At 57.1% G+C, this 16,640-nt stretch carries 22 protein-coding genes; 8 read left to right on the top strand and 14 right to left on the bottom strand.

Going from position 1 to position 16,640, the window contains the following annotated elements:
• Positions 1-148: 148 nt before the first annotated feature.
• The 3 genes from HY028_10700 to HY028_10690 all read left to right on the top strand — a co-directional run bounded on the left by HY028_10700 (position 149) and on the right by HY028_10690 (position 2,480).
• A complete protein-coding gene (locus HY028_10700) occupies positions 149-493 on the top strand; it encodes a hypothetical protein (GenBank protein ID MBI3345303.1) in 345 nt (114 codons plus the stop codon).
• 337 nt (positions 494-830) lie between these two features.
• The gene (locus HY028_10695; GenBank protein ID MBI3345302.1) at positions 831-1,529 is read left to right on the top strand and encodes a pirin family protein; all 699 of its coding nucleotides are present in this window, start codon (positions 831-833) and stop codon (positions 1,527-1,529) included.
• An 18-nt stretch (positions 1,530-1,547) separates the two neighbouring features.
• Complete coding sequence (locus HY028_10690) at positions 1,548-2,480, top strand: NADP-dependent oxidoreductase (GenBank protein ID MBI3345301.1); 933 nt, start codon at positions 1,548-1,550, stop codon at positions 2,478-2,480.
• 5 nt (positions 2,481-2,485) lie between these two features.
• On the opposite strand, the gene fsa is transcribed toward HY028_10690, so the two are convergent.
• The 7 genes from fsa to sufB form a co-directional block, all read right to left on the bottom strand.
• Positions 2,486-3,133, bottom strand: coding sequence for a fructose-6-phosphate aldolase (fsa, locus tag HY028_10685; GenBank protein ID MBI3345300.1), 648 nt, complete (start codon positions 3,131-3,133; stop codon positions 2,486-2,488).
• Positions 3,134-3,222: 89 nt separating this feature from the next.
• Positions 3,223-3,765 (bottom strand): NifU N-terminal domain-containing protein, encoded by a 543-nt coding sequence (locus HY028_10680; GenBank protein ID MBI3345299.1) that lies wholly within the window; start codon positions 3,763-3,765, stop codon positions 3,223-3,225.
• 2 nt (positions 3,766-3,767) lie between these two features.
• Positions 3,768-4,253, bottom strand: a complete 486-nt coding sequence (locus tag HY028_10675; GenBank protein MBI3345298.1) for an SUF system NifU family Fe-S cluster assembly protein — start codon at positions 4,251-4,253, stop codon at positions 3,768-3,770.
• On the bottom strand, positions 4,253-5,467 hold the full coding sequence (locus HY028_10670; protein ID MBI3345297.1) for a cysteine desulfurase: 1,215 nt from the start codon (positions 5,465-5,467) through the stop codon (positions 4,253-4,255). Before HY028_10670 ends, HY028_10675 begins: the two co-directional genes overlap by 1 nt.
• Before the next feature lie 35 nt (positions 5,468-5,502).
• Positions 5,503-6,828, bottom strand: a complete 1,326-nt coding sequence (sufD, locus tag HY028_10665; GenBank protein ID MBI3345296.1) for a Fe-S cluster assembly protein SufD — start codon at positions 6,826-6,828, stop codon at positions 5,503-5,505.
• Positions 6,825-7,616 carry a Fe-S cluster assembly ATPase SufC gene (gene sufC, locus HY028_10660; GenBank protein ID MBI3345295.1) on the bottom strand — a complete coding sequence of 264 codons (792 nt, stop codon included), beginning with the start codon at positions 7,614-7,616 and terminating at the stop codon, positions 6,825-6,827. The genes sufD and sufC overlap by 4 nt, the downstream gene beginning before the upstream one ends.
• Positions 7,613-9,049, bottom strand: a complete 1,437-nt coding sequence (sufB, locus tag HY028_10655) for a Fe-S cluster assembly protein SufB (protein ID MBI3345294.1) — start codon at positions 9,047-9,049, stop codon at positions 7,613-7,615. Before sufB ends, sufC begins: the two co-directional genes overlap by 4 nt.
• 159 nt (positions 9,050-9,208) lie before the next feature.
• Here sufB and icd point away from each other — a divergent pair, with 159 nt between their 5' ends.
• The gene (gene icd, locus HY028_10650; GenBank protein MBI3345293.1) at positions 9,209-10,465 is read left to right on the top strand and encodes an NADP-dependent isocitrate dehydrogenase; all 1,257 of its coding nucleotides are present in this window, start codon (positions 9,209-9,211) and stop codon (positions 10,463-10,465) included.
• A gap of 56 nt (positions 10,466-10,521) precedes the next feature.
• On the opposite strand, the gene HY028_10645 is transcribed toward icd, so the two are convergent.
• From HY028_10645 to HY028_10625, 5 genes are read right to left on the bottom strand one after another with little or no spacing between them, the layout of a single operon-like run.
• Complete coding sequence (locus HY028_10645) at positions 10,522-10,704, bottom strand: type II toxin-antitoxin system HicA family toxin (GenBank protein MBI3345292.1); 183 nt, start codon at positions 10,702-10,704, stop codon at positions 10,522-10,524.
• The gene (locus HY028_10640) at positions 10,701-10,892 is read right to left on the bottom strand and encodes a type II toxin-antitoxin system HicB family antitoxin (GenBank protein MBI3345291.1); all 192 of its coding nucleotides are present in this window, start codon (positions 10,890-10,892) and stop codon (positions 10,701-10,703) included. Before HY028_10640 ends, HY028_10645 begins: the two co-directional genes overlap by 4 nt.
• A 41-nt stretch (positions 10,893-10,933) precedes the next feature.
• Positions 10,934-11,272 carry a 4a-hydroxytetrahydrobiopterin dehydratase gene (locus tag HY028_10635; protein MBI3345290.1) on the bottom strand — a complete coding sequence of 113 codons (339 nt, stop codon included), beginning with the start codon at positions 11,270-11,272 and terminating at the stop codon, positions 10,934-10,936.
• A gap of 9 nt (positions 11,273-11,281) precedes the next feature.
• A complete protein-coding gene (locus tag HY028_10630) occupies positions 11,282-11,587 on the bottom strand; it encodes a cytochrome c (protein MBI3345289.1) in 306 nt (101 codons plus the stop codon).
• A 10-nt stretch (positions 11,588-11,597) separates the two neighbouring features.
• On the bottom strand, positions 11,598-12,851 hold the full coding sequence (locus HY028_10625; GenBank protein MBI3345288.1) for a M48 family metallopeptidase: 1,254 nt from the start codon (positions 12,849-12,851) through the stop codon (positions 11,598-11,600).
• 89 nt (positions 12,852-12,940) lie between these two features.
• On the opposite strand from HY028_10625, the gene orn reads away from it, so the two are divergent.
• Together orn and grxD are read left to right on the top strand one after the other, a co-directional pair.
• Positions 12,941-13,486, top strand: coding sequence for an oligoribonuclease (gene orn, locus HY028_10620; GenBank protein MBI3345287.1), 546 nt, complete (start codon positions 12,941-12,943; stop codon positions 13,484-13,486).
• A gap of 70 nt (positions 13,487-13,556) precedes the next feature.
• Positions 13,557-13,883, top strand: a complete 327-nt coding sequence (grxD, locus tag HY028_10615) for a Grx4 family monothiol glutaredoxin (GenBank protein ID MBI3345286.1) — start codon at positions 13,557-13,559, stop codon at positions 13,881-13,883.
• Between the two features lie 81 nt (positions 13,884-13,964).
• Here the strand turns inward: grxD and pyrC are convergent, their stop codons facing one another.
• Entirely contained in the window at positions 13,965-15,002 is a 1,038-nt protein-coding gene (gene pyrC / locus HY028_10610) for a dihydroorotase (protein ID MBI3345285.1), read from the bottom strand.
• Positions 15,003-15,050: 48 nt separating this feature from the next.
• On the opposite strand from pyrC, the gene HY028_10605 reads away from it, so the two are divergent.
• Both HY028_10605 and HY028_10600 read left to right on the top strand, forming a co-directional pair.
• The gene (locus HY028_10605) at positions 15,051-15,386 is read left to right on the top strand and encodes a DUF3301 domain-containing protein (GenBank protein MBI3345284.1); all 336 of its coding nucleotides are present in this window, start codon (positions 15,051-15,053) and stop codon (positions 15,384-15,386) included.
• Positions 15,387-15,388: 2 nt separating this feature from the next.
• Positions 15,389-16,177 carry an inositol monophosphatase gene (locus tag HY028_10600; GenBank protein ID MBI3345283.1) on the top strand — a complete coding sequence of 263 codons (789 nt, stop codon included), beginning with the start codon at positions 15,389-15,391 and terminating at the stop codon, positions 16,175-16,177.
• On the opposite strand, the gene HY028_10595 is transcribed toward HY028_10600, so the two are convergent.
• The gene (locus HY028_10595; GenBank protein MBI3345282.1) at positions 16,115-16,576 is read right to left on the bottom strand and encodes a sel1 repeat family protein; all 462 of its coding nucleotides are present in this window, start codon (positions 16,574-16,576) and stop codon (positions 16,115-16,117) included. The two genes, HY028_10600 and HY028_10595, sit on opposite strands and share 63 nt — an antisense overlap.
• Positions 16,577-16,640: the final 64 nt, after the last annotated feature.

The following is a 16,640-nucleotide window of genomic DNA, read 5'->3' as shown; positions in this document are numbered from 1 at the left end:
TTGTAAACTCCTCGAAAATAAACATTCTTGACTAAATTGCTTTAGTATTACGGAAAACTACTTAGAATAACCGATAAGGTCAAGTAATAACAGTAGAAAATGCGTAATTATGGCTTCATATTGAGCAAACATTATTCGAGGAACCCTCATGCCTTATTTAAAAGTGCAGACCAATATCCCCATGCAGCCCAGGGCCGTCCAGGACCTGCTTAAAAAGGCCTCCTATACCGTCGCCTTACACCTGGGTAAGCCCGAATCTTACGTGATGGTGGCCATGGCGCCGTCCACGCCGATGTTCTTCGCCGGGACGGATGCACCACTTGCCTATCTGGAGCTTAAAAGCGTCGGCTTACCGCAGGCCAAGACCAAGGAACTCTCCAAGACGCTTAGCGACCTTCTGGAAAAGGAGCTGGGTATTCCTAAGGATCGTGTCTATATCGAGTTCGCCAGTGCGAGCGGCTCGATGTGGGGCTGGGATGGGGGGACGTTTTAAGGGCACCTCTAAAAATCCGCTAAAGCCACGATGGCCGCGTTGGTCGCTCCCGGCGTCCTGCCTCCCGCGACACTAGCACGTCCCTGTGCGTTGGAAATGCGCTCAAAATGCTCATGTACGACGTGTACACTGTGCCGTGCAGGGATGCACCAATGTCGCGGGCGCAGGGATGCGCAGGAGCGACCGCTTTTTCGCGCATTTCCGCCTTGCCCTCGCGTCTTGATCGAATTTTTAGAGGCACCCTTAACCCGCTTTGCCGGGGAAAACGGTTCGCAGCCAACCCCATTGACAGGGGGCGTAACATGAACCATACACAGATTTTGAGAGGAAGCGATCTATGATCTCGTTACGCAAGGCCGCCGAGCGCGGTCACGCCCATCATGGCTGGCTCGACACCTATCACAGCTTTTCCTTCGCCGATTACTATGACCCCGGCCACATGGGTTTTGCGAGTCTGCGCGTCATCAACGAAGACCGTGTCGCGCCCGGTGGAGGCTTCCCCACGCACGGCCACCGCGACATGGAAATCATCACTTATGTCCTGGAAGGCGCGCTGCAGCACAAGGACAGCATGGGCAACGGCTCGGTAATCCGCCCGGGCGACGTGCAGCGCATGAGCGCGGGCATGGGCGTCACGCACAGCGAGTCCAATGCCTCCGAAAGCGAATTTGTGCATCTGCTGCAGATTTGGATCATTCCCGACAAAACCGGCGTGGCCCCGAGCTATGAACAAAAATACTTTGCGCCGGGCGAGAAGCAGCATCGATTGCGTCTCATCGCTTCACCCGACGGGCGCGACGGCTCGGTGCGAATAGAGCATGACGGTTTTGTCTACGCCAGTCTGCTCGATGGGGGCGATGAGTTGACCCACATGCTTGCCCCCGGCCGCAGTGCTTATGTACAGGTTGCCCGCGGAGCGCTCAGCGTCAATGGTAAAAAAGTAAATGCGGGTGATGGTGTGATGCTTGAGGATGAACACGAGGTACGTTTGAGTGATGCCAGGCAAGCGGAAGTGTTGTTGTTCGATCTAACATAAGGAAATGATATGGCGACCATGAAGGCGGTGCGCATCCATGAGTATGGCGGTCCGGAAGTGCTGCGCCTGGAAGACGCGCCTGTCCCTGTGCCGGCTGCCGGTGAGGTGCTGATCCGCGTGCACGCGGCGGGAATCAACCCCGTGGACTGGAAGATACGCGAGGGCCGGTTGCGAGGACGTGTTGAACACCGTCTGCCGCTGGTTCTCGGTTGGGATGTAGCGGGTGTCATCGAGGTGCTTGGCCCCGGCGTTACGCTATTCAAAATAGGTGATGCGCTGTATGCACGCCCGGACATTGCGCGCGACGGCGGCTATGCGGAATACATCGCGGTGCGCGCCAGCGAGGTGGCGCTGAAACCCAAATCACTCGACTTCATCCACGCCGCCGCCGTGCCGCTCGCCGGCCTCACTGCCTGGCAGGCCTTGTTCGATGCGGCGAAATTGGCCGCCGGACAAAGCATCTTGATACATGCCGGTGCGGGCGGGGTAGGGAGTTACGCGGTGCAATTCGCGCACTGGAAGGGCGCGCGGGTGATCGCCACCGCCAGCGCCCGAAATGCCGATTTGGTGCGTAGCCTCGGCGCGGATCAGGTGATTGATTACACCCAGACACGCTTTGAAGATGAGGTGCAGGATCTCGACGTAGTATTCGACACCGTCGGCGAAGAGGTGCAGCAGCGCTCCTGGCAGGTGCTGAAGAAAGGCGGCATTCTGGTCTCCATCCTCGCGCTTACCGTGCCGGATGATGCAGCCGCCCGAGGGTTACGCTCGGCTTACGTATTCGTGCAACCCAACGCCGCGCAGCTTGGGCAGATTGCCGAGTTGATAGACACAGGTCACGTCAAGCCGGTGGTTGAGATCGTGCTGCCCTTGAGCGAAGTCCGCCGGGCGCACATCCTGAGCCAGAGTCGCCACGCGCGCGGGAAAATTGTGCTGCGCGTAGCGGATTAAAAGTTTTAGAGCCCGCTCTTTTTCCAGTCTGCGAGGAACTGATCGAGGCCATTGGCGGTAAGCGGGTGCTTGTACATCTGCTCCAGCACCTTGAATGGCATCGTGGCGACATGCGCCCCGATGCGCGCCGCTTCGATCACGTGCGTGGGGTGGCGGATGGAAGCGACCAATACCTGCGTCTTCCAGTCGTAGTTGTTATAAATGTCCACGATCTCGGCGATCAATTCCATCCCGTGTTCGCCGACGTCATCAATGCGGCCGACAAACGGCGAGACAAAAGTCGCGCCCGCCTTGGCGGCGAGGATCGCCTGGGCGGCGGAGAAACAAAGCGTGACATTGACCATCGTGCCGGCATCGGACAGGGCGCGGCAGGCGCGCAGGCCCTCGGGTGTGAGCGGCACCTTGACCGTGATATTCGGCGCGATCTTGGCCAATTCCTGGCCTTGCTTGAGCATCCCCGCGTAGTCAAGGGCCGTGACTTCGGCGCTCACCGGGCCTTTGACGAGGTCGCAGATGAGTTTGATCTGTTCGTGAAAGCTGATGCCGCTTTCCTTGGCCATCAGTGAGGGATTGGTGGTGACGCCGTCGGCCATGCCGAGTTCGGCGGCCTTGCGGATGTCCTCGATATGCGCCGTGTCTATAAAAAATTTCATATCTGTGTCCTCATGCCTGAAAGATCAGGGGTGTCAATAACGACTACAAGATTAGTGCCAGCTTTTGTTGTTTTTCGGCTCAACCTTGCTTATTCAGCGACTACCTCGATATCCGGCTCAATCGAGTGCACCAAATTTTCAATCGCGGACAGGGTGCCGGCCAGTGAGCTGGGGCAGGTTCCGCAGGCGCCGTGATAGCGCACCTTGAGCAGATTGCCGTCCAGCTCCAGGAGTTGCAGATCGCCGCCGTCGCTCATCAGATAGGGCCGGATGTGCTCATCAATCAGCGCGCTGATTGCGGCGAGACGAGGATCTTCGATGATGGACGGTGGAGCGCTCTGAAACTCGGCCGTCTGAGCGCTGGCCGGCTGCGCCGCACGGATGGGCACGGCGAGTTGCTTCAACAATTCCGGCCACGAGGCCGCGCCGTCCTGGGTGACCGTAACCCAGTGGTCCACGTAAAACACGTTGGTGACGTGCGGGAAGCCGAACAGGGTCGCCGCCAAAGGATCGTTTGCCGCGGCGGCGGCGCTGTCATAGGAACGCTTCACGCCAAAGGTGAGCGGTTCCTTCAACACGAACTTGATCGCGTTGGGATTCGGGGTACTTTCAATCTCTGCAATTTTCGGCATGACTATACGTTTCCGACGATAGCCTTCATAGGTTCATCCGCCCCTTCGGTCGAGGCCACATGTTCATTACTGAATGCGGCATGCAGTGTGTGCCAGGGCAGAATCGCGCACTTCACACGCGCCGGCAGGTCGCGCACGCCCGCGAACACGGTGAGCCTGCCCAGGTGATGAGGCTGATGGGCGACATTGAGTTTACCGGTGGCCATCTCGCGAAACTCCTGCACCATCTGGTCCGCCTCCTGCAGCGTCTTGCCTTTTACGTAGGCGGTCATCATCGAGGCCGAGGCCTTGCAGATCGCGCAACCCTCGCCCTGAAAGGCGAGATTTTCGATGCGCTCATCCTCGACACGCACCGACAGGATAATGTGATCGCCACACAGCGGATTGTGTCCTTCCGCGCGGCGATTGGCATTCTCCAGCGCACCATAGTTACGCGGCTTTTTGTTGTGATCCAGGATCACTTCCTGGTAGAGCTGTTTGGTGTCCATCAGCTAAACATCCGTTGCACGTTCTTGATGCCAGCGACCAGCGCATCCACCTCCTCGAAGGAGTTGTAAAACGCAAACGAGGCGCGCGCCGTGGCCGGTACACCGAAGCGCTGCATGACGGGTTGCGCACAGTGATGACCGGCGCGGATGGCGATGCCGTCTTCGTTGAGTATCGTCCCGATATCATGGGGGTGGATACCGTCAATTTCAAACGACAGCACGGCCGCCTTGTGGTGCGCAGTGCCGATGAGGCGCACGCCTGATAGGGCGCTGAGTTGCGCTGTCGCATAGTTTAATAATTCCTCCTCATACGCAGCGATGCGGTCGAGGCCGATCGCAGCGACATAATCAATGGCCGCACCCAGGCCGATGGCCGCCGCAATAGGCGGTGTACCGGCCTCGAATTTATAGGGGATGGTGTTGTACGTCGTGCGCTCGAAGGTGACGCTCAGAATCATGTCACCGCCGCCTTGATAAGGCTGCATCTTTTCCAGCAAGGCCGCCTTGCCATAGAGGATACCGATGCCCGTCGGGCCGTACATCTTGTGCCCTGAAAAGGCGTAAAAATCGCAGTCGAGCGCCTGGACGTCAACGGTCAAATGCGGCGCGGCCTGAGCCCCGTCCAGCAGCACGGGCACGCCGTGATGGTGCGCGATTGAAATCATCTCGCGCACCGGATTGATGGTCCCCAGGGCGTTCGAGACGTGGGCGAGGGCAACGAACTTGGTGCGCTCGTTGAACAATTTTTTGTAGTCATCGAGCAACAGCTCACCGTTGTCATTCATGGGAATGACGCGCAGCTTCGCGCCTTTTTCCTGACATAGCATCTGCCACGGCACGATGTTGGAGTGATGCTCCATAGCGGATAGGATGATCTCGTCACCGGCGCCGATGAAGGGGCGTCCATAGCCGTGCATGACGAGATTGATGGATTCGGTGGTGCCGCGAGTAAAGATAATTTCGCGCTCGTCTCCCGCATTGAGAAATTGCCTGACCTTGCGGCGCGCGCCCTCATAGCCCGCCGTCGCGATCTCGCTCAAGTGGTGCACGGCGCGATGCACATTGGCGTGCTCCTGGGTCTGATAGCGCACCAGCCGATCAATCACAGGCTTCGGCATCTGACTGCTCGCCGCATTATCCAAATAGACCAGCGGCTTGTCGTGGAAGCGGCGCTGCAGGATGGGAAAGTCCTCACGGATCCGGTCCACATCCAGATCGGTGCGTTGTGCGACGTGAAGAGGTTGAGTGCTCATGACGTATCCTGAGTCTGTTCGAGTACGCTACGCTGTAACCGTTCCACTACGGAAGGCACGGCGATCTTGGCGATGACCTCTGCGGCGAAGGCATAGGTCAAGAGATTGCGCGCAGCGAGTTCATCCAGACCCCGGCTCTTCAAGTAAAACACTTCTTCGGTATCGAGTTGCCCCACGGTCGCCCCATGCGCGCACTTGACGTCATCGGCGAAGATTTCGAGTTGCGGCTTGGTATCCACCCTGGCCCTGGCGGACAACAGCAGGTTGCGGCTCGACTGCGCGGCGTCGGTCAACTGCGCGTTCTGCTGTACAACGATCTTGCCGTTAAACACTGCATGGGCCGCGCCGTCCACGATGCACTTGTGCAGTTGCCGGCTCGTCCCGTGAGGCTGGGTATGTACGAGGGTGCTATGGGTGTCGGCAAGCTGCTGACCGGTGATCAGGGTCAGACCCTCCAGCGTGCACTCCGCGCCTTCGCCGGTCTGGGTGACGCTAAGATTGAAACGCGACAGACGCGCGCCCAGCATCACCGTGTTGGAATGGTAACGCCCGTCACGCGCCAGGGTCACACCGCTATGGGCGATGTGAAACGCACTGCTCGCTTCGCGTTGCAGTTTGATATGGGTGACTTGGGCATTCTCCGCGACGACGATTTCGGTGACCATATTGTTGAAGTAGACACTATCGCCGAGGCTCACAGAGTCCTCAATCAGGGTACATTCGCTGCCCGGTTCTGCAATTACCAAACAACGCGGAGAGATGACCACAGGAGAATCATGGGCAGTGGTCACAAACAGCAAGTGAACCGGCACGGGGCAGCGCTGGTCTTTGCCGATGAGAATCAAGGCGCCGTCGCTGAAAGAGCGGGTGTTGAGCGCGGCAAATACGTCGTGCTGAAAATTTACATGACGCGCGAGGTGGGCATGGACGATCATCTCGTGGCTGGACCATGCCTCAGCAAGACGAGTCACACGCAAACCCGCGGGCAGATAGTCCAACGAAGAGAATGCAGGTGCGAACACGCCATCCACGAACACCAGACGGCTTGTGGCCGCTTCGGGAATGATAAAATGTTCGATATCGGCCAGTGCCAAGAGGGGCGACGATGTGGCCGATTCGAATGAATGGTTCAGCATCGGTGCAAGGTCGGTGTAACGCCACTCTTCGTCGCGCTTGGTCGGAAGTCCGAGTTGGGCCGCGCGCGCGGCCGCCTCGCTCCGCAGCCGGTTCAGCCAGCCCGGTCCTTGTGGAGTACTATCGGGCGTGGCTCTCAGCAGGCTGCCGAGATCAGACCCCCGGGCCAGCACCGTGTTTGCATTCATACCATCGCCCTGGCGGCTTCATGTTCGTCGCGCACCCAGTCATAGCCGAGTCGTTCCAGCTCCAGCGCCAACTCCTTGCCGCCGGTCTTGACCAGCCTGCCGCCCTCCATGACGTGGACAAAATCGGGGGTGATGTAATTGAGCAGGCGTTGATAATGGGTCACTAATAAAATGGCATTGTCCGGTGTCGCGAGCTGATTGATGCCGTTGGCGACGATCCGTAACGCATCAATATCGAGCCCCGAGTCAGTCTCATCCAGTATCGCCAGCTTCGGTTCCAGCAGCGCCATTTGCAGGATCTCGTTGCGCTTCTTCTCGCCGCCCGAAAAGCCTTCATTGACGCCACGATCCAGGAAGCCGGCGTCCATTTCGACCAGCTTTATTTTCTCGCGCACAAAGTCATCGAACTCGAGCGGATCGAGTTCGTCACCGCCGCGCTGCGCCTGAACGGTGTTATAGGCCAGGCGCAAGAAGGCGCTGTTGCTCACGCCGGGGATTTCGACCGGATACTGAAAGGCCAGAAACACACCGGCGCGGGCGCGTTCCTCCGGTGCGAGTGCGAGGAGATTTTTATCTTCGAACAACGCCTCGCCGCCGGTTACCGTGTAAGACGGATGACCCGCCAGGATTTTGGAGAGGGTGCTCTTGCCTGAGCCATTGGGCCCCATAATCGCATGAATTTCTCCCGCGCAGATCGTGAGGTTGATGCCCTTCAGAATCTCGACGCTACCCACCGAGGCCGACAGGTCACGCACTTCGAGCAATGTTTTACTATTCGGAATAATCATCCCACACTTCCTTCCAGTTTCAGTCCAAGCAATTTGGTGGCCTCGACGGCGAACTCCATCGGCAACTGGTTGAAGACATCACGGCAGAAGCCATTGATGATCATCGAGACCGCCTCTTCGCTGCCGACGCCGCGTTGTGCGAAGTAAAACAACTGATCCTCGCCGATCTTGGAGGTGCTCGCCTCGTGTTCGACCTGGGCCGTGGAATTCTGCACCTGAATGTAGGGGAAGGTGTTGGCGCCGCAGCGCGAACCGATCAGCAGCGAATCGCATTGCGAGTAATTGCGCGCGCCGGCGGCCTTCGGCGTGATCCTGACCAGGCCGCGGTAGCTGTTGGACGATTCGCCCGCCGAGATGCCCTTGCTCACAATCCGGCTGCGCGTGTTCTTGCCGATATGAACCATCTTGGTGCCGGTGTCGGCCTGTTGCTTGTGATTGGTGAGCGCGACGGAATAAAACTCGCCGATCGAGTTGTCGCCCTGCAGGATGCAGCTCGGATACTTCCAGGTGATGGCCGAGCCGGTCTCGACCTGGGTCCAGGAGATCTTGGAGTTTACCCCCTTGCACATACCGCGCTTGGTGACGAAGTTATAGATGCCTCCCACGCCGTTCTCGTCGCCGGCGTACCAGTTCTGCACGGTGGAGTATTTGATCTCGGCGTTGTCGAATGCGATCAATTCAACGACTGCGGCATGCAACTGATTGGTGTCGAACTGGGGCGCCGTGCAGCCTTCCAGGTAACTCACGTAGCTGCCTTCCTCGGCGATGATGAGGGTGCGCTCAAACTGGCCAGACTGCTCCGTGTTGATGCGGAAGTAAGTGCTCAACTCCATCGGGCATCGGGTGTTCTTGGGGATGTAACAGAACGAGCCGTCGGTGAACACGGCCGAATTGAGCGCCGCATAGTAATTGTCGCCGCTCGGCACGACGCTGCCCAGGTATTTCTTGACCAGTTCCGGGTGATTCTGCACGGCTTCGGAGAAGGAGCAGAAGATGACCCCCGCCTCGGCGAGCTTGGCTTTATAGGTGGTCACCACCGACACACTGTCGAATACGACGTCCACGGCGACACCGGCCAGGGCTTTTTGCTCGTGGAGCGGCACGCCCAGCTTTTCAAAGGTGCGCAACAGCTCCGGGTCCACCTCGTCGAGGCTCGCGAGCTTCTTCTTGGGCTTGGGCGCGGAGTAGTAGCTGATGTCCTGGAAGTCTATCTTGGGATAGTGGACATTGGCCCAGGCCGGCTCCGACATGGTGAGCCAATGGCGGTAGGCATTAAGGCGAAACTCTAGCATCCACTCCGGCTCATTTTTCTTCTTTGAAATCAGCCGGATAACATCTTCGTTCAGGCCCTTGGGCAAAGTCTCGGCCTCGATGTCGGTTTTGAAACCGTATCGGTAGGGTTGACTGACCAGGGTTTGCAGTGTGTCGCTCATCTTACTAATTACCTTGCGGTTTGTAGGGCTATTCCTGAGTAAATTACTAGGTTATTACTGTAGTTAAACTGAGCGTTTCAGTCAAGTATTTTTGGGTCAGCCAATGCGGCATGGGTGAATGGTACAATCCCCCCTCTTTATTGGGCCTATGGAACCACAGTGAATTACAGCAAAATCGTCATTCCCGCCCACGGCGAGCAGATCACGGTCAATCCCGATCACTCCTTGAACGTGCCCAACCGGCCGATCATCCCCTTTATCGAGGGCGACGGCATAGGGGTGGATATCACGCCGGTGATGCGGCGTGTGGTGGACGCCGCAATCGTCAAGGCGTATGGCAATGATAAATCCATCGCCTGGATGGAAATTTATGCCGGCGAAAAAGCGGTTGCCGCCTATGGCGCCGATACCTGGTTGCCGGATGAAACCCTGCACGCCATACGCGAGTTTCCGGTTTCGATTAAGGGTCCGCTCACCACGCCGGTCGGCGGCGGCATGCGCTCGCTCAATGTCACGCTGCGCCAGGAGTTGGACTTGTACGTCTGCCTGCGCCCGGTGCGTTATTTCACCGGCACGCCCAGCCCCCTGAAAAATCCGGAAAAGACCGACATGGTGATCTTCCGGGAAAATTCGGAAGACATCTACGCCGATATCGAGTGGGCCGCGGGCACGCCGGAAGTCAAAAAGGTGATTGATTTTTTGCAGCGCGAGATGGGCGTAAAAAAGATACGTTTCCCCGAATCCTCCAGCATCGGCATCAAACCCGTGTCGCGCGAAGGCACCGAGCGCTTGGTGCGCAAGGCAATTCAATACGCCATAGACAACAACCGCGATTCGATCACCCTGGTGCACAAGGGCAACATCATGAAATTCACCGAGGGCGGATTCAGAAACTGGGGTTATGAATTGGCAAAGCGCGAATTCGGCGCGGTGGAAATAGATAAAGGCCCGTGGCGCCGGATGAACAATCCAAAAACCAGTAAAGAAATTATTATCAAAGACGTGATTGCGGATGCCTTTTTGCAGGAGATTTTATTGCACCCCGAGGAGTTCAGCGTCATCGCCACGCTCAATTTGAATGGCGACTACATCTCCGACGCGCTCGCCGCGCAGGTAGGCGGCATTGGCATGGCCCCGGGCGCCAATTTATCCGATACCGTGGCCATGTTCGAGGCCACGCACGGCACCGCACCGAAATACGCCGGCAAAAACGAACTCAATCCCGCTTCGATTATTCTTTCCGCGGAGATGATGCTGCGCCACTTGGGTTGGTCTGAGGCGGCTGATCTCATTATCAGGGGTGTATCCGGTGCGATTTCTGCTAAGAGCGTCACTGTGGATCTCGCCCGCCTCATGCCCGGCGCGACGCGCGTCAGCACGTCAGGCTTCAGCGAGGCGGTGATCGCCAATATGTAAAATTGCTTGGAACAACAGGTTAGCAGGCTGTTGAAAATCTCTTTTTCAACAGCCTGTTAGAGCTTCAAACCCAAATATTTTTTGATATGCTTTGCTAAAACCGCATCAATTTCATTATGACGTGGTATTGGTTGCTTCTGACCTGTGGCAGGATTGAAATAAATATCATGGCGCCCGCCATGGCGCAGTAACACGCACCCTGCTTGTGAAAGCTGACGAATCAGCTCGCTGCGTTTCACAGGGCGATATCTTTGGTCTGATAATGCTCCGGCACATCTTCCATGACCAAAGATAAATAAGCATCCTTCAAGTTTTCTTCCAACTCCTCAATCGTTTCCCCCTGGGTCATGATTTCAGGGTGTTCGGCGAGCTTGCCCAGCCAGAATTGATCGCCTTTCCAGTACACCATCGTAAGATGCTTATCCATAGGTGCTAAATCCTCCAAATAAATTCTAAAATTAAATAGATTTATGCTCTCGCCAGTAGCGCATCAATCTTCGCAGCGCAAATGAAGTCATTTTCCGTCAACCCTTTTACGGCATGAGTACTGTAGCGCACCTTGCACTTGTTGTAGCTCACCTCCAGATCGGGGTGATGGTCTTCCTGGTGCGCGACCCACGCCAGCGCATTGACGAAGGCCACGGTCTGATAATAGTTTTTGAATTGATAGGTGCGGCTGATCTCGGCGCCGGTTTCATTCAGCGACCAGCCGGTGACCCGGCTTAGCAAGTCGCGCGCCTGAGCCGGAGTCAGCGGCGGTGTGCCGCCTTCACAGACCTTACAGTGTTTAGTCGTTAAATCGCTCATGGCATTGCCTCACTTGAATTTGTAGAACGCTTCATTGAGATAGGTGACCACATTGTCTATCTGTGTATCATTCCAGTTCATCCCATTGCTGCTCTCGCAAAATTTGACGCGCTTTTTAAGGCTGTCCAGCGAATGGATGATGCTGTTTGGGCGGGTGTGGATGGCGTATTTGTCGCCGCCCATGAGTTTGACGTGGCAGGAGGTGCAGTTGGCCTCGTAGAGTGCCTGGCCGTTTTTGGCGTCGGCGGCATAGGCGAGCGGGGCGAGTGCTAATAAAACCGCGATAGAAAGTGCCTTAAATCCATATCTTTTCATAACAACCTCCTCAGGCGGGATGCGGAACCTTGGTTAATAAGTGAGCCACCCGCGCCGTGGCGGGCGGATGCGAATCGTGAAAGGCCGAGTAGAGCGGATCGGGCGTCAGCGTGTTGGCGTTTTCCTTGTACAGTTTCACCAGGGCCTCGATCAGCGCGCGCGGATCGGCCTGCTGGGCGGCGAAGTCGTCGGCCTCGAATTCATCTTTGCGCGAAAAATAGGCCAGGATCGGATACAAAAAGAAGGTAAACACGGGCATGGCGAGGAGGAAAAGTATCAACGCCGTATGCCGTGAGGGTTGCGTGATGCCGAGCCCTTCATAAAACCAAGGCTGCTCGATGAGCCAGCCGAGCAGGGCGAGTCCGGCGAGACTCATCGCAAACATGATGGCCATGCGCTTTTGCACGTGTTTACGCTTGAAGTGGCCAAGCTCGTGGGCCAGCACCGCCTCGATCTCAGTGGGCTCAAGGGTGTCCATCAGCGTGTCGAAAAAGACGATGCGTTTATGCGTGCCAAGACCGGTGAAATAGGCGTTGCCGTGGCCGGAACGGCGCGAGCCGTCCATGACAAACACGCCCTTACTGGTAAAGCCGCAGCGTTTAAGCAATGACTGGATGCGTTCCACCAGGCCGCCGTCTTGAAGCTCTTTGAAGTTGTTGAACAGGGGCGCGATGAAGGCCGGATAGGCCCACATCATGAACAGCGCAAAGCCCATCCATACCAGCCAGACATACAGCCACCACAAGTTTCCGGACGCTTCCATCAGCCAAAGCACGACGGCGGCGAAGGGCACGCCCAGCAGCAGCATGAGCAGGGTCTGTTTGACGAGGTCGGCGGTGAATAGCTTTGGGGTGGTGCGGTTAAAACCAAATCGCTGCTCAATCACGAAGGTGCGATAGAGGGAGAAGGGGAGGTCCAACAAGGCCATCAGTGCGAAGGTGCTGATCATGAAGCCTACGCCGGTGAGCAAGGGATTGATCTCCAGGCTGCGCCACATCTGGTCTAACAGGTCAAGTCCACCACCCAGGGTCCAGACCAGCAGCCAGAGGGCTCCGACGACGATCTCCATCTGTCCGAAGCGGGTCTTGGCCAGGGTGTAATCCGCGGCCTTTTGATGGTCGGTGAGGAGAATCTGGGCGGCGAAGCTCGCGGGCACCCGATCGCGATGACGGGAAACGTAAGCGATCTGCCGTCGGGCCAGCCAGAGTTGCACCGCCATCCCGGCCGATAACACAATCAAGAATAATACGCTGAAGAGATTCATGGTGCTGGTCCTTCCTTACACAATATATAAAAGCTTGGCCTCTGTTACAATGCCGAACGAGACCACAAACGACGGCACGAGACCTAAGTATGGCACAAGACCCCAACAATTTAATCTGGATAGACCTGGAGATGACCGGGCTCGATACCAATGCCGATCAAATCATTGAAATCGCCACCATTATCACGGACAGCCAGCTCAATATCCTGGAGGAAGGGCCGGTTATCGCCATCTATCAGAAGGATGAAATCCTGGACAAGATGGATAACTGGAATACTCAACAGCATGGCAAATCGGGTTTGGTCGCGCGCGTGCGCGTCAGTTTGGCGGATGAGGTAGAGGCCCAGCAGCGCACCCTGGAGTTTATTCAGAAATACGTGCCGCGCAACAAATCACCGATGTGCGGCAACAGCATCTGCCAGGATCGGCGCTTTTTGGCCCGCTGCATGCCGGAACTGGAAAAATATTTTCATTATCGTAATCTGGATGTGAGCACCGTCAAGGAACTCGCTCGCCGCTGGGCGCCCGCCTTGGCCGACGGTTTTGTCAAGAACCCCACCCATCTCGCCCTGGATGACGTGCGCGACTCGATTCGTGAGATGCAATATTACCGCGAGCGATTTTTCAAAATATGAAGGGGTTTGTAGGGCTTATGCGACTTTGTTACAATAGCCGGAGTTGTGTTACTTCTTTAAAGGTGCCTATATGGATGTTCTAGAGCGAATTAAACAGCAAGTTGAAAGCAACCCGGTGATTATCTTCATGAAGGGTACGCCGCAGATGCCGCAATGCGGGTTTTCATCGCGCGCCTCCCAGGCTCTCAAGGCGGCGGGTGCGGAGTTCGCCTACGTGAATGTGTTGGAAGACCCGGAGATTTTTCAGAACCTGCCGCGCTACGCAAACTGGCCGACCTTCCCGCAGATTTACATCAACGGTGAATTGATCGGCGGCTGCGATATTACCTTGGAGCTTTATCAGAGCGGCGAGCTGCAAAAGATGCTGGCCGAGACCAAGGCCGCCACCAAGAATTAAACAGGGGGGGCGTATCGCCCCCTGTCTTTTCAGCAGCACGCCGCGCGCAGTTCATCTGCGCCGGTTTCCTCAAGATCATTTCTAATTACCCAGCAACTTCCATTTCACTTCTTCACTGGCGCGTAACGGGACCAGCGACTCCGTGCCCAAGGGGTACTCGGAGGGAACTCGCCACGTTTCCTTGGTAAGTGTGATGTGTTCGGCATTGCGCGGCAGGCGGTAAAAGTCCGCGCCGAAGAAACTTGCGAAACCTTCCAATTTATCAAGCGCTCCGGCCTGTTCGAACGACTCGGCATACAGCTCCAGTGCCGCATGGGCGGTGTATATCCCGGCGCAACCGCAGGCCAATTCCTTGGCGCTTTTCGGGTGCGGGGCGCTGTCGGTACCGAGAAAAAACTTCGGATTGCCACCGGTGGCAGCCTGTATCAGTGCGAGCCGATGCCGTTCGCGTTTGAGCACCGGTAGGCAATAGTGATGGGGACGGATGCCGCCGCTGAACATTGCGTTACGATTGAGTAATAGATGGTGGGCGGTGATGGTCGCGGCAATGTTAGCGGGCGCGGAAGTAACAAAATCCACGGCCTCGGCGGTGGTTACGTGCTCGAATACCACGCGCAGCCTGGGGAATTTTTTGACCAGGGGGATAAGTTCGTGTTCGATAAAAACCCGCTCACGATCGAAAATGTCTACGCTTGGGTCTGTTACCTCGCCGTGCACCAGCAGTGGCAGGTCATGCTGTTCCATCGCTACCAGGGTCGCATGGGCCTTGCGCAGATCGGTGACGCCGGAATCCGAGTTCGTAGTCGCTCCCGCGGGATAATATTTCACCGCAAACACCCGGCCACTCGCCTTGGCGGTGGCGATTTCTCCGGGTGGGGTATTGTCTGTAAGATAGAGCGTCATGAGCGGCTCAAAGCGGCTGCCCTTGGGCAAGGCCGCCAGGATGCGCTCACGATAGGCGAAAGCCTGTGCGGTGGTGGTCACTGGGGGTTTGAGATTGGGCATCACGATGGCGCGTGCGAACTGGCGCGCGGTATGCGGCAAGACGACCTGCATGATCGCGCCGTCGCGCAGGTGCAGATGCCAGTCGTCGGGCCGAATCAGGGTGAGCTGCTTCATTGTGAGTCCGGATATTTTGGTTATATTGTAGTGCATTATTAGGGCGCGATGTTGGAACTGATAGGATTCTTGGTGCTGCTGGTTCTCGGCGGATGGTTTTTTATAGCCAGTTTGCGGGTGCGTGAAAACGCGATTAAACTCAGTCGGCAGGCTTGTCAGCGTGAAGGGCTGCAGTTCCTCGACGACACCGTGAGTGCGTCGCACATTGGTCTGCGCCGGGATGGCCGCGGCCAACTCAGGGTCAACAGAACCTATCAGTTCGAGTTCAGCGATAACGGCGTGCAGCGCCACACGGGTTATATTGTGATGCTGGGCGATCATCTGCAAATCCTGCACCTGAACTGGCCGGGACGCGAGTTGGGCGCGAGCGGGCATCTGCACTGACCATGCTGCCCGATTTGAAGGAAGTCTGTGGGATTGTCATCGAAGGTGCGAGGCAAGAGCTGTTGCCGCGCTTTCGCAACATCGCGCGCGACATCAAGCACGACGGCAGTGTCGTGACAGAAGCCGACATCGGTTTACAGCAATGCCTACAGCGCGGCTTGGCCGAGCGCTGGCCGCAATATCCCCTGCTCGGAGAGGAAATGCCGATAGAAGAGCAGGAACGCTTGCGCGGTCAGAATGCGGCGGGCTTGTGGTGTCTCGACCCTCTGGACGGCACCACCAATTTTGCCTCGGGGATTCCCTTCTTTGCCGTCTCCCTGGCGCTGCTGGAAGACGGCGTACCGGTGCTGGGAGTGGTCTACGATCCGCTACGCGATGAATGTTTCACGGCGAGAAGGGGGCAGGGAGCGTGGCTCAATGAAGCACCCCTCACGATCAAGTCCCGACATACCCCGCTCAACCGCAGCGTAGCGGTGGTGGATTTCAAGCGCCTAACCGCCCCGCTCTCCGCCAGATTGGCGCAGCAACCGCCGTATCTTTCGCAACGTAATTTTGGCTGCGTTGTCCTGGAATGGTGCTGGCTGGCGGCGGGCCGGTTTGATGTCTATCTGCACGGTGGCCAGAAGCAGTGGGACTATGCGGCGGGAAGTCTGATACTCGCCGAGGCTGGAGGTCATGCGCGGACGTTGCAAGGTGAAGCGGTTGCCTGTGCCTCGGGACAGCCCCGTTCAGTGGTTGCTGCCCTTGACGAGCAACTGTTCGGAGAGTGGCGGGCGTGGTTGAAGATATAGCGGCGGGTGTTTACCTCTCGCCAAACGATCCAGGGCCTCTTGAGCCTGCGGTACGTCGTGGGCCGCGGCCTTGCGGTACCACTTCGCCGCCTCGGCTCGATCCAGATTCACGCCCTCACCCTTTTCGTAAAGCGTGGCCAAATAATATTGAGCGAGCGGGTTCCCCTGCTCAGCCGCTTTGCGATACCACTTGGCGGCCTCGGTCAAATCCTTGGGGACCCCTCTGCCATTGGCATAGAGCCCACCGAGATTATATTGCGCCAAGGCATCCCCTTGGTCGGCAGCCGACCGCCAGGCTTGTAAAGCCTTGGCAAGATCACCCCGTTCATACGCCGCTACACCATCGTGAAAGCTCGCCGGGAGCGCGGTTCCGATTAGCCCAATCCAGAGCAGCGCCAGCGTGATAATTTGTAACCTGAATTTTTTCATGAATAGGCTGCGCAAAGTAGGTGAGGTTTGGAGA

It is taken from the genome of Gammaproteobacteria bacterium (genome assembly GCA_016195665.1).
Classification (GTDB): Bacteria; Pseudomonadota; Gammaproteobacteria; order SURF-13; family SURF-13; genus JACPZD01.
Note: the sequence above shows the minus strand (reverse complement) of the source record. Positions and strands in the feature narration are given on the sequence as shown.